Source organism: Pseudoalteromonas sp. PS5, from assembly GCF_004103255.1.
GTDB lineage: Bacteria > Pseudomonadota > Gammaproteobacteria > Enterobacterales > Alteromonadaceae > Pseudoalteromonas > Pseudoalteromonas peptidolytica.
In genome coordinates this window covers 1-13,472 of sequence record NZ_RCSQ01000071.1, presented here as the reverse complement: position 1 = coordinate 13,472, position 13,472 = coordinate 1, and the positions used below count along the sequence as shown (strand labels likewise).

Sequence of the window (13,472 nt, the reverse complement as noted above, 5' to 3'; positions counted from 1 at the left end):
TCTTTTATCAGTTAATCGCTGCAAGTATTAAAAAAGTTGTATCAATAGAGAATTTTTTGAAAAAAGCACCATTACTGGTGCGATAGATAGGATTGAATCTTACTTCATACTGTCAGCTTTGGCTTGACACTGTGATGAAATATAGCCTCTAACAAAATCACTAAACAGTCTAAAATCCCTTATCCGTCCAGTGGTACGGCGCCATATTAAGCCTATTTCCCTATAGGCATGATCCTGTGGGGGCGTTGCAATAAGGGGCTTACCTTGTAAAATTCCAGCATTAATGGCCATTTGTGGTAAGAAGGTGACACCATTTTTGTATTCGACCATGCTCAGTAATGTATGCAGATTTGCCGCCTCAAACGGGTTGATACACGCGCTACGATTTAAGTGGCAAGCGCTCAATGCGTGCCCCGTCATGCAGTGTTCTTTTTCCAGCAAGAAGACGCTTTGCTCTGGTAATAAATTAAAATCTTCTATTGGCTCTGGCACACTATAATCTGCATGACGAACTAAGCTAAAGTGATCTTTGGCTAAGACTTGAGTATGGAACTTATCCGTTCTATATGGCAGTGCAAGCATCGCCATATCGATATGCCCATGCTCTAATTTATCTAATAGGTTATCACTGGTGTCTTCAACTAGCACTAGGTTAAGTGCTTCAAACTCTTTCTTACAAGCTTGATAAAGGGGTGCTGCAATAAAACTCGCAATAGTTGGGATAATACCTAAAGTTAGCTTACCAGAAAGTGGGTTTTTATAGCTTTTGGTCAGCTCTTTCACACTCATGGTGTCATCGATAATTTTCCGTGCTCGCTCTACCACTTCTTCGCCAATGTCAGTAAACATTAGGCTGCGATTTTCACGCTCAATAAGCTGACACCCAAGTGTTTCCTCAAGGTTTTGTATCGCGCTACTTAGCGTCGACTGACCGATAAAGCAAGCTTCGGCTGCTCGGCCAAAGTGTTGATGCTGATGCACCGCAAGAAGGTATTGTAGTTGTTTGATACTGGGTAAATTCGTCACAAGCTTTACTCTTTATTTTCAACAGCACAAATAAAAAGACCCCAACACCAAAGGTGTTGAGATCTTTTCAAGCTAAAAGTCTGTCTTTTTGAAAAGGTGTGGTTTGCTTTTAAACGCCAAACACTAATCTCAAAATGTAGAATATAACAATAGCAAGGGCAGCACCAACTGGCAATGTAATTACCCAAGAAACTACGATGTTACGGATAACACCCATATTCAATGCGGCAATACCACGAGCCATACCTACACCTAAAACTGCACCAACTAAGGTTTGAGTTGTCGAAATAGGGAGACCGGTACCAGAGGCGATAACAACTGTTGAGGCTGCTGCAAGCTCTGCTGCAAAACCACGGCTCGGAGTAAGGTGCGTAATACCTTCACCAATGGTCTTAATTACTTTTTTACCAAGAATCGCAAGACCAGCAACAATACCCAAACCACCTAATGGTAAGATCCACCACGCAAGCGCCGCTTTCTTTGCAATTTCACCATCATTTTCAACAATATTTACTACAGCTGCTAAAGGACCGATTGCGTTTGCTACATCATTTGAACCATGTGCGAATGCCATACAACACGCTGTCAGCACCATCAGAATAGCAAATACTTTTTCAACGTTATTAAACTGCATTTGCTTATCTGCATTTGGATCCATCTTCAATTTAGAAATTGCAAATTTACCGATGATACCAATCACGATAGCGATACCGATTGCCAGCGCAAAACCTTCAAAAGTACCCATGTTGATACCGATGTGTTTTAGTCCCTTCTTAATGGTAACTAATGACATCACAAAGCCCGCTAGACCCATATAAATAGGGACGAAACGCTTGGCATTTTCTAGTGGTTTATTGGTATCAAAGATAAGCTTTTGTGCGCTCATGAAAATAAGATAGGCGATAAAGCCTGAAATAGCAGGAGTAATTACCCAACTACCAACTATCCCTGCAACCTTGCCCCACTGGATAGCTTCACTACCTACCGCGACCAGTGCGAAACCAATGATAGCACCGATAATTGAGTGCGTAGTTGATACCGGCCAGCCCAACATAGAAGCTAATAATAACCAGCTACCTGCGGCAAATAATGCTGATATCATCCCCAATATCATAAGTTCAGGAATATCAATAAAAGGAGTAGAGTCAATGATCCCTTTTCGGATCGTTGATGTTACTTCGCCACCCGCAAGATAAGCACCCGCGAATTCAAAGATCATAGCAATAATAATTGCTTGTTTGATGGTAAGTGCTTTTGAACCTACCGAAGTACCCATCGCATTAGCAACATCATTTGCGCCAATACCATAAGCCATAAAGAAACCAACTGCTGCGGCAACTAAAACCAATACCGTGCCGTAGGATGCAATAAAATCCATAACAAACCTTACTTTATTTTCAAAGATCGATTTTTATTAACGAGCTAACATCAGCTCAAGACGTGAACCAACGCGCTCTGCAATATCCGCAAGGCCACCTACCCACTCGATGATTTTGTATAAGAACATCGCATCAATCGGGTTTAGCTCGCCTTCAACAGCACGTAGCTCTTGACGAATCTTTATTTGCATTTCATCGGTATCTTGCTCAATAGCATCTAACTCAACGAGCATTTTTTCAACGAGTGTAACCTCACGGCCTTTAAAGCCAGTCTCAAGTAACTCGTCAAGCTCATTGATTGCTTCAGATGCTTGTTTAGTCGCGTCTACACAACGGGTGACGTAAGCAAGAAAGTCTTTTTGAATGGATTCAGGGATCACCATTTCACGACCGATAACGCGACCGGCGATATCTTTCGCTTTGTTGGCAATCTTATCTTGGTGAGTAATTAGTTCCAGTAAGTCAGTCCGTTCTACTGGCATAAATAAACCGCGAGGCAACTGTAAGCGAACTTCACGCTTAAGTTCATCTGCTTCACGCTCAAGGTTTCGGATTTCAATGCGAATTGCATCCGCTTCCGCCCACTCCCCTTTGAAGACATGGTTAAAAAATGGGATCAAGGCCGCACTGGCCTGATGGACTATTTTTATATGCTCTTCAATTGGCTTAATAGGAGATTTAGCAAACACTCCTAAAAACGCGTTACTAGGCATAACTGACCCTTAAATCATATTTGTATGCATGTGCAAAGAGTAATTTTACAGCATTGAGCGCCGTTGTGAACGGTTTTATTACAAGTTTAGATGAACTTAGTATGAAATTGCGCGCCCAAAGCGCGCAACTACTTGATAAGCATCACAAGGTTTTTGCGATATCTTCTTGAGATGTATGACGAATATCTTTGCCATTTACAAAGTAAATTACATATTCTGCAATATTCTGGCAGCGGTCACCGATACGCTCTAATGAACGTACGGACCAAATTAAGTCCATAATTTTTGGAATAGAACGTGGGTCTTCCATCATATAAGTCATTATTTGACGTGTGACAGCTTCATACTCGCGGTCGACCTTTGCGTCCGCTTTGTGAACCTCAAATGCTTTTTGCGCATCCATACGCGCAAACGCATCTAATACATCGTGCAGCATCTGCGAGACTTGGCGTCCCATGTTATCAATGTTTACCAATAAATCTTGCTGATCTTTGGTAAATGAATCGAGTGCTACTTTTGCAATTCGCTCAGCCTCATCACCGATACGCTCAAGATCCGCGATGGTTTTTGCAATCGCAACGACTAAACGTAGGTCACTGGCAGCAGGCTGTCTTTTGGCGATAATTCGCGTACACTCTTCGTCAATGTTGACTTCCATGGCATTGACTTTGTAGTCGTTCTGACTGACCTTTTTCGCCTTTTCAGCATCATTGTGATTAACCGCATCAAGCGCTGTGTTTAGTTGCTGCTCTACCAGTCCACCCATACTGAGTACGTGATTTCTCACGTTTTCTAGCTCTTCGTTAAAGCGGCCAGAAATGTGCTTATTAATATTGTGTTCCATAATATTCTCCTCGCAAGCGCGTCTTAACCGTAACGACCAGTAATATAGTCTTCAGTTTTCTTTTTAGACGGCGTGGTGAATAGAGTATTGGTATCTGCATACTCGATTAACTCACCCATATACATAAACGCAGTTTGATCAGATACACGCGCAGCTTGCTGCATGTTATGTGTAACGATAACTACAGTATACTTGTTTTTCAGATCGTTAATGAGCTCTTCAATAACTAGCGTAGAAATTGGATCCAGTGCCGATGTTGGTTCATCAAGTAACAGCACCTCTGGTTCAATCGCAATTGAGCGAGCAATAACCAAACGCTGCTGCTGACCACCTGATAAACCAAATGCACTGTCATGAAGTCGGTCTTTGACTTCGTCCCAAAGCGCAGCGCCGCGCAGTGATTTTTCAACCACTTCGTCTAACTTACGCTTGTCTTTGATACCTTGTAGGCGTAGGCCGTAAACCACATTCTCATAAATAGATTTAGGGAATGGATTTGGCCTTTGAAACACCATACCCACGTTGCGACGTAACGCTGCAACATCGACGCTCTTATCATAAATGTTCTGTCCTTGAAGATTGATTTCTCCTTCAATACGACAGCTATCAACCAGGTCGTTCATGCGGTTAATACAACGCAGTAATGTTGATTTACCACAACCTGATGGACCGATAAATGCGGTTACCTGCCCTTTTGGGATCAACATGTTGACGTTGCTAAGAGCTTGTTTATCACCATAGTAAAGATCTAGGTTCTTGATCTCTAGTGCGGTGAGTTCTGGACTTAAATTTGCTAAATCAAGCTTGTTGTTAGCATTTGCTTGATTGACTTCTGGCGCTACTGTAATCATGTTTTTACCTGTTAAAAATCTTTACTATTAATGCTCTAGTGATCTGAACTTTTCGCGTAAGTGGTTACGAATACCGATAGCGGTAATGTTTAGTGCAATAATCACCGTAACCAGCAAGAACGCAGTTGCATAAACCAAAGGTCTTGCTGCTTCAACATTCGGGCTTTGGAAACCTACATCATAAATATGGAAACCTAGGTGCATAAACTTACGATCCAAGTGAATATAGGGGAAGTTTCCATCTAGCGGTAGTGTTGGTGCCATCTTTACCACCCCCACCAGCATCAGTGGTGCTACCTCACCAGCAGCTCGTGCTACCGCAAGGATAAGGCCGGTCATAATTGCAGGGCTTGCCATTGGTATAATGATCCGCCAAAGCGTTTCCGCTTGAGTTGCGCCAAGCGCTAATGAACCATGACGTACTGAACTTGGAATACGTGACAAACCTTCTTCTGTAGAAACAATAACCACAGGTAACGTTAAAATTGCCAACGTTAACGCTGACCAGATAACCCCTGGCGTACCAAATACAGGGCTTGGCGCAGCTTCAGGGTAGAACAGTTCGTCAATTGAGCCACCTAACATATAAACGAAGAAACCAAGACCAAATACACCATATACAATAGACGGTACACCTGCGAGGTTTATCACTGCGATACGTATCATCTTAGTGATCGCATTTTTTGCCGCATATTCATGCAAGTAAATTGCTGCGACCACACCAAATGGCGTCACAATCACTGCCATCAACATCACCATGAATACCGTACCGAAGATTGCAGGAAAAACCCCACCTTCGGTATTTGCTTCACGCGGATCGTCGCTTACAAACTTGCTAATTTGTACCAAGTAATGACCTACTTTAGCGAAAAAGCCCATATCATTTGGGAACCACACATCCAGCACTTGATACAATGGAAGTGTTACTTCTTCACCACGCATGTCGCGGACAACGACTTGGTCACGCTTTGCTTGCTTTCTTAGCTCAAAAAGGCGCTTCTCAAATACTTTGTAATCTTCACGCAACTCTGCACGACGAGCATTTAGCTCAGCTAGCCTCTCATCAGTCAGTTCATTATCTAACTGATATGATTTTTCTTTTAAGCGTAAACGCTCAAGTTCATAGTTAATATGACCGATTTCACTGTTTTGTAGATCTAGTGCTTCTTCATTTAAGTCTACGGCGCGCTCTACTAACTCATGCAGTTTCTCAACTGGTTGCTCCACAACGGCATTGCCATCTTCTAAAACACGGACGACATAGCCATAGAAGTTACCATTTTTACTGCGCTCAAATACAGCCAGATCAGCTGGTACTGTTTGACGCTTTATATCAGTGGACAAGACCCATCTAAAGTCAAGCTCCACATATTCACGGTTACCTGTTTTAACTAGCAAACGCTCTACATATTCGGCCTGATAGTCAGATAAGTCGTAACCTGCGGCCTCAAGTCGAGACTTTGGTACCATTTCGCGATCATAAATTTCACCGATCACTGTTTGCTGCGCAACGGATCCCTCTAATTGCATTTCTACCACTTGTGATGGCCAGAAAAAGCTGAGCCCTTTCCACGCTATCATTGCCAAGAGTCCAATGACCGAAATCAAACTAATACTGACCGCGCCACCTGTCATCCAGATCCACGGAGAACCTGACTTAAACCACTGCTTTACCATGTCATGTCACTCCAATTACATTGAACTATATTTTTCACGCAGCTGCTGGCGGACAAATTCAGCAACGGTGTTAAATACGAAAGTAAAAATAAATAATACAAAGGCAGCTAAGAACAAGATGCGGTAATGTGAGCTTCCCACTTCAGATTCTGGCATTTCAACCGCGATATTCGCTGCAAGCGTACGCATACCTTGAAATATACTCCAGTCCATAATTGGCGTGTTCCCCGTTGCCATTAATACAATCATGGTTTCGCCAACTGCGCGTCCTAAACCCATCATCACAGCAGAGAAGATACCAGGACTTGCTGTCAGTAATACAACGCGAACCAAAGTTTGCCACTGCGTAGCACCGAGTGCCAGTGAGCCATTTGAAAGGTGCTTGGGTACGCTAAATACCGCATCTTCAGCAATCGAGAAGATAGTAGGAATGACCGCAAAGCCCATTGCGATACCTACTACTAGGGAGTTGCGCTGGTCAAATGTTAGACCTAGTTCATTAGTTAAATATTGGCGCACATTACCGCCAAACAACCAAGACTCAATACCACCGCTCATGGCAAACGAGAGCCAACCAACAATCAGTACCACTGGGATAAGCAAAATTGAATGCCAACCTTCAGGCACTACGTGTCTTATTTTTGCGGGTAATTTAGTCCAGCCAAATGCCGTTGCAATCATTGCTATTGGTAATAACACCAATAGAGCAACCACTGCTGGTAGATGAGTTTCAATTAAAGGAGCAAGCCAAAGACCCGCTAAAAAGCCCAAGATAACCGTAGGTAGTGCTTCCATAATTTCTACCGTTGGTTTAACGACTCGGCGCAACTCACTGGACATAAAGTAAGCCGTGTAAATAGCTGACGCTAGCGCTATAGGTACTGCAAATAACATGGCGTACATTGCTGCTTTAATCGTACCGAATGAAATTGGTACTAGGGAAAATTTAGACTCAAAGTCATCGCTAGCTGATGTGGATTGCCAAGTGTAAGCAGGCTCTGGGTAACCTTCGTACCACACCTCTTGCCATAATGCAGACCACGTTACCTCTGGGTGTTCATTATGCAGTTCAACAACCGTCAAGGTATCATCAGCGAGTAGTAAAGCCGCGTTCGCACGTGGTGCAACAGCAAATTTTTGTATTGCTTTATCCGTCACTTTACCTTGCCATAAGTGTGCTTCACTGGTGGTGTAATACAGACCAAGTTCACCATTTTCATTGGTTGTGAAAAAAGTGCGACGATAAAACTCACTGAACAAGTTTACTCTTTTACTCTTGGGCGTCTCAAATGAGCGTATTTTGTCAAATTGACGCCCATTATCGGTATTGATTTCAAACCATTGAGACACTTCACCATTATCATTAGCAAGCATCAGCGAGTTTGCACCAGCGAGCAAATTCATATTGACTAAGTTGGCATTTTCTTCATTTGCCGCGAGTAATTGGAATAACTCTACTTCTGAAGCATACCGTGTATCAAACACATAGACTTGGTTAGCAGAACGAACAAAGGTGCGTGATGTGTCTGGTGAAATCAGTAGCTCGTCAACACGACCGTCTATATCCAACTCCGTGCGCTCAACCGCCCATTCAACTTCACCAGTAAACATATTCTCTTCAGCAACGTAAGAAGCAAAAATTACACGCTTGTCAGCTGTTTGCGCAACCACTGCAGTTTTGTCTTCAAAATGGCTAAACGCAAATTTGCGGATTGCTTGACCTTGCTCATCTACAATAAGTTGCTTGGCGTTTAGTGGGTAACTTAGACGTGGTGTCAATACACGTTGATTACCGGGAAAGCTGACCATAAACATGGGCTTGACTAGCTGCACTTGTCCATTATCAAGACCAAATGCATACTGACCCAAAAATGGGGCACTTTCCGCAAATGCAGTTACATTGCCATCAAGATCAACGTTAAGCGAGTCCAGTAGCTTACCAGCACCTTCGCCTTTGATTTGATAATAATCAACCGTACCGCTGCGGCTAAGTAAATAGGCAATTTCAGTTTGTTCTTCAACGCCGATACCTAGGTATTTCTGCTCTTGCACTAGCTGAATGTCCATTCTTTTTTCAACCTTTGCAGATTCAAAAATGGGCTGAACAACATACAGTAAGTAAAAGAAGATAAGTAAAAGTGCGATTAAGACCATTACTCCACCGGAGGTAATGCCAAATTGTGCAAACCTGTCTTTGAATAGACGGCTTCTATCCGTTTTAAAGGATGGCTTTTGCGGATTGGAAGTCATCAATATACCCTTTGGTTTTAAAATTGCGGGCATTATATTTCATCAAGATGACAGTTGTGTTACACCCAATACACAATTGCACGTTATTCAATTACCTTAGTGCAGAGTTTTATTATCAAAAAAAACAAACCAAACAGAACAAAAAACAGCCTCAATGTTAAGCTAGAGTAAAGACCTAAATCTCGTTGCATTTCTTTACATTAAGTGTTTCCAGAGACTGGACAAAGCCAGTATTTAGACTAGTCTAAATCATGCGCCGAATTCGTTTTTTCGCCTACGGGCGCCACAAAAAAAGAGACATGATATGAAGCAGTTAATATTAACACTTATAGGTAAGGACCAGCCGGGTCTCGTCGAGAAAATATCATCTACAATTCTTTCTCACCATGGTAATTGGTTAACGAGTAATTTAAGTCATTTAGCAGGTCACTTTGCAGGTATAGTGCAAATTGAAGTCGCTGAAGAACATTTGCAAGAAATACAAGAGGCACTGTACGCACTACCTGGTTTAGAGGTAAAAATAGAGTCAGGCGAAACGTCAGCAACACAGGCAGAGCCCGACACGCTCAATTTAGTGATTACTGGTAATGACAGACCGGGAATAGTCCAAGAGCTCGCGACTGTTATTCGCCATAAAGGGGCGAATATTACCCACCTCACATCGAAACAACGCAGTGCACCGAATTGGGGACTCCCTATTTTTAGCGCTTTTGCCACAGTTACTTTACCCGTTGGCATGGTGAAAGAAAACGTCGTAGATGCACTTGAATCAATCACTAGTGATTTGATTGTCGACATAGAAGAGAGCTAAAAGCTGCACTATACTCAAGATAGTCTTATGGCAAACACAACAGGCGCGTCGTGTTTGTCATAATAGTGTCATACACCCTACTTAAGCTGTAGAAAAGCTGTACCTATGGAAAGCACAATGCAGGCCGTATCTTTAGAGCATAAAACCATCACATACTTTGCCAAAGAATTAAGCTGGCTCTCGTTTAACGAACGCGTTTTACAAGAAGCTAAGGATCCCGCTAATCCGATCATCGAACGGATCCGATTTCTTGGTATCTTTTCCAATAACTTAGATGAATTTTTTCAAGTACGAGTCGCAGACGTTAAACGTCGTATCCTGCTAAATAACTTACCTGATACTAACTTTGACGAAGATGAGGCACTACTTGCTGACATTCAAAAAAAAGTACTAGAACTCGGTAAAAAGTTCAATGCTATATACGCTCAAATATTGAAGGACTTGAATGAGCATAATATTCACGTTGAACAGCCTGAAGTCTTATCTGATTTTCATAAAAATTGGTTAGCAAATTATTTCAAAGATCAAGTTTTGCCACACTTGCTACCGATGATGATTAATGAGAGTAAAGACTATTCAGACAATATGAATGACACCATGACTTATCTGTTCGTTGAGCTCAATGGTGAAAAGCAGCACCATGCTTTTTTAGAGGTTCCGACTGATCGCCTAAACCGCTTTGTACAGCTCCCTCCTGAAAAAACACGCCGACATAAAACGATTGTTTTACTGGATGATGTCGTGCGCTTTTTTATTGCCGACGTGTTCAAGAGTTTCTTTAAATTCGAACGTATCGACGCTTACTCGATGAAACTCACCCGAGATGCTGAATACAACTTAGACGACGAATTAGAAGAAGGCGTACTTGATACGATGTCTAAGGGCCTCAAACAGCGCCTTTATGCTGAACCTGTGAGGCTTGTATACGAAGAGACAATGCCTGAAGAAATGCTTAAGCTGATGAAAAAACGATTAGGTGTTACCGGCCAAGACGCTATGATCCCAGCAGGTCGCTATCGTAACTTCAGAGACTTTATTTCATTTCCAAATGTTGGCCGTGGCTACTTAGAAAATAAACCATTACCGCCACTACAAAGCGCAGCTTTTAGCAAATATAGCAGTGTCTTTAGAGCAATATCTGCTCAAGATATTTTGCTGTATTATCCGTATCACACCTTTAATCATATGCTTGAGTATGTGCGTCAAGCTGCATTCGATCCACGAGTGACCCAAATAAAGGTAAATATCTATCGTGTTGCAAAACAGTCTCGGCTGATTGCCTCTTTGGTCAGTGCAGCAAAAAACGGTAAAAAAGTTACCGTAATGGTTGAGCTAAAAGCGCGGTTTGATGAACAAAATAACATTGAGTGGGCAAAGCTTATGAGCGAGTATGGCATCAAAGTGATGCTCGGGATCCCGGCACTCAAAGTACACAGCAAGCTGTGTGTGGTACACCGCAAAGAAAAAGGAAAAATAGTAAAGTACGCGCATATTGGTACTGGTAACTTCCACGAAAAAACGGCGCGTATCTACACCGACTTTAGCTTATTCACTAAACATCCCGATATTACAGAAGAATGTGATAGTGTCTTTCGTTTTATCGAAAGTAGTTATTTGCCATTTAAGTTTGACCACCTAATGATTTCACCACTTAATGCTCGTAGTAAAATTACTGAGTTAATTGATGATGAAATCAAACACTCAGAGCAAGGGCGAAGCGGAAAAGTAACAATAAAAATTAATAACTTAGTCGATAAACAGCTTGTTGATAAACTATACGAAGCATCTCGAAAAGGGGTAAAGATCCGCCTGATTGTGCGCGGTATGTGCGCGCTTATACCGGGATTACATCAATTTAGCGATAACATCAAAGTCATTAGTATTGTCGATAGGTTTTTAGAACACCCTAGAGTAATGATATTTGATAATAATGGCGAGCCACGAGTGTTTATCTCATCTGCTGACTGGATGACCCGCAACCTTGACCACCGCGTTGAAGTGGGCACCCCTATTTATGCAGAGCATTTGAAAAAGCTTATCATCGACGTCATTGAGTTGCAGTTTAAAGATAGGACGAAAGCAAGAGTCATTGACGCCGAACAGAAGAATCTGTACGTTCGCCGTGGCAACCGTAAAAAAATTCGTTCTCAAATTGCGATTTATGACCATCTAAAAAAATGGGAATCACAGCAATTAACGGGAACTAAAGAGTAAACTTGTTAGGATTAATGTATGCGCGACTACCCTTCTATTGCAGCTGTGGATTTAGGTTCAAATAGTTTTCACCTTGTTGTTGCAAGAGAAGTTGATGGTCGCTTACAACTGCTCCATAAAGAGAAACAAAGAGTTTACTTGGCCTCTGGTCTGGACAGCAACTTTAATCTCAGTGACGAAGCTATCGCAAGAGCACTAGATACCTTGTCACAATTTGCGACAACTTTGCATGGCTTTCCAAAAGAGTCTGTTCAAGTAGTAGCGACTTATACATTACGAAATTGCAAAAATCTCAATTACTTTCTTGCCAAAGCAAAACAAGTTTTTCCCTACCCGATTAATGTAATTTCTGGTCAAGAAGAAGCGCGTCTTATTTATCAAGGTGTAGCAAATTACGAACATGATACGCACAACCGCTTAGTTATCGATATAGGCGGTGGCAGTACAGAACTGGTGATAGGACAACACCTGACCCATAAGCTTTTGAGTAGTCGTAATGTTGGCTGTGTGACCATGAATAAAGCATATTTTGCTGATGGCAAGTTATCAGCAAAACGCTTTAAAAAAGCAGAGATCAAAGCCGAACAGCATATCGAGAGTATTGCTGCTAGCTACTTAAAACTTGGCTGGAATACGGTGATAGGCACCTCTGGAACTATCAAAACTATTGCAGCTATGGTCGCTGAGTTAACCGCAAGTGATGAGATAACACTTGCAAAGCTTGAGCAAATAAAGCAACTCTTTATTGACGCTCAGCATATTAATAACGTCACTTTAAAATCACTGCCAGAAGAAAGAAAAGTCAGTATTTCAGGCGGCCTTGCAGTATTAATTGCATTATTCCGACAGCTACATATTGCAACCATGCGTCTAAGTGATTATGCGCTTAGAGAAGGCTTATTATTTGAAATGCATCAAACGGAAGCATTTGATATTCGAACCCGAACTATCAATGCTTTTAGTGACCATTACAACATAGATAAATTACATGCTGACAATATATGTGAAACTATTCAGTTGTTTACATCGCAACTGAAAACCCACTGGCCGTTATCAAACTACGATGTAGAAATGCTTTGCTGGGCAGCAAAACTGCATGAGGTAGGCCTCGCGATTAACTCATCAGGAATGCATAAACACGGGGCGTATATTGTTAGACACAGTCAACTGCCAGGCTTTACGCAAGCTCAGCAATTAACACTCAGCGCATTGGTACGGTTTTATCGAAAGAAAATTAAATTACCTGAATTACTTGAGCTGATTGAAGGGGAATTAAGTCATTTTAGCCGCCTATTGGCAATTTTTCGCTTGAGTATACTAGTGAACCAAAAGCGTCAGCAGGAGCAACTTCCTGAACTTAGTATCGCAGCCCTAGACAATACGCTAGTGTTGCACGTTGGAGCACAGTGGCTTGCTTCCCATTCATTATTTGAAGCCGATTTAGAACAAGAGCAGGGATATTTAAAAGCATTGGGGATCCAGCTGACATTCTAAAGATTAGGACATCAAGACGCTGGCGATGACAGTGCTATCAACAGGTTTTTTGTCTCAAAATAGCAAACTTAGTTAAGAGATATAATCAAGCAATCATAATGGATAACAGCGACAAAGAAATATACAGCGACTCAAAGTAGAGGTTTTATACCAATTTGCTTAATTAAGTGGTCTATTTTGAGGCGAGAAAATCTTGTCGATAACTAGGAAAAA

General features: G+C 41.9%; 10 protein-coding genes. 3 read left to right on the top strand and 7 right to left on the bottom strand.

The window, feature by feature from the left end; translation table 11 throughout:
* Window positions 1-99 precede the first annotated feature (99 nt).
* The 7 genes from D9603_RS09775 to D9603_RS09745 form a co-directional block, all read right to left on the bottom strand.
* Window positions 100-1,026 carry a hydrogen peroxide-inducible genes activator gene (locus D9603_RS09775; protein ID WP_128731164.1) on the bottom strand — a complete coding sequence of 309 codons (927 nt, stop codon included), beginning with the start codon at window positions 1,024-1,026 and terminating at the stop codon, window positions 100-102.
* Between the two features lie 109 nt (window positions 1,027-1,135).
* Window positions 1,136-2,404, bottom strand: coding sequence for an inorganic phosphate transporter (locus tag D9603_RS09770; protein WP_128731163.1), 1,269 nt, complete (start codon window positions 2,402-2,404; stop codon window positions 1,136-1,138).
* Between the two features lie 36 nt (window positions 2,405-2,440).
* Window positions 2,441-3,118 (bottom strand): TIGR00153 family protein, encoded by a 678-nt coding sequence (locus tag D9603_RS09765; RefSeq protein ID WP_125252136.1) that lies wholly within the window; start codon window positions 3,116-3,118, stop codon window positions 2,441-2,443.
* A 142-nt stretch (window positions 3,119-3,260) separates the two neighbouring features.
* Window positions 3,261-3,962, bottom strand: a complete 702-nt coding sequence (gene phoU / locus D9603_RS09760) for a phosphate signaling complex protein PhoU (RefSeq protein ID WP_010607158.1) — start codon at window positions 3,960-3,962, stop codon at window positions 3,261-3,263.
* Between the two features lie 23 nt (window positions 3,963-3,985).
* The gene (gene pstB, locus D9603_RS09755; RefSeq protein WP_125252137.1) at window positions 3,986-4,813 is read right to left on the bottom strand and encodes a phosphate ABC transporter ATP-binding protein PstB; all 828 of its coding nucleotides are present in this window, start codon (window positions 4,811-4,813) and stop codon (window positions 3,986-3,988) included.
* A 27-nt stretch (window positions 4,814-4,840) separates the two neighbouring features.
* Complete coding sequence (pstA, locus tag D9603_RS09750; protein WP_128731162.1) at window positions 4,841-6,490, bottom strand: phosphate ABC transporter permease PstA; 1,650 nt, start codon at window positions 6,488-6,490, stop codon at window positions 4,841-4,843.
* Between the two features lie 15 nt (window positions 6,491-6,505).
* Complete coding sequence (locus D9603_RS09745) at window positions 6,506-8,740, bottom strand: ABC transporter permease subunit (protein ID WP_128731161.1); 2,235 nt, start codon at window positions 8,738-8,740, stop codon at window positions 6,506-6,508.
* Between the two features lie 304 nt (window positions 8,741-9,044).
* On the opposite strand from D9603_RS09745, the gene D9603_RS09740 reads away from it, so the two are divergent.
* The 3 genes from D9603_RS09740 (at window position 9,045) to D9603_RS09730 (ending at window position 13,259) form a co-directional block, all read left to right on the top strand.
* Window positions 9,045-9,551, top strand: coding sequence for an ACT domain-containing protein (locus D9603_RS09740; RefSeq protein WP_128731160.1), 507 nt, complete (start codon window positions 9,045-9,047; stop codon window positions 9,549-9,551).
* Between the two features lie 117 nt (window positions 9,552-9,668).
* Entirely contained in the window at window positions 9,669-11,765 is a 2,097-nt protein-coding gene (gene ppk1 / locus D9603_RS09735; protein WP_128731159.1) for a polyphosphate kinase 1, read from the top strand.
* An 18-nt stretch (window positions 11,766-11,783) separates the two neighbouring features.
* Window positions 11,784-13,259 (top strand): exopolyphosphatase, encoded by a 1,476-nt coding sequence (locus tag D9603_RS09730; protein WP_128731158.1) that lies wholly within the window; start codon window positions 11,784-11,786, stop codon window positions 13,257-13,259.
* The last annotated feature ends 213 nt before the right edge of the window (window positions 13,260-13,472 follow it).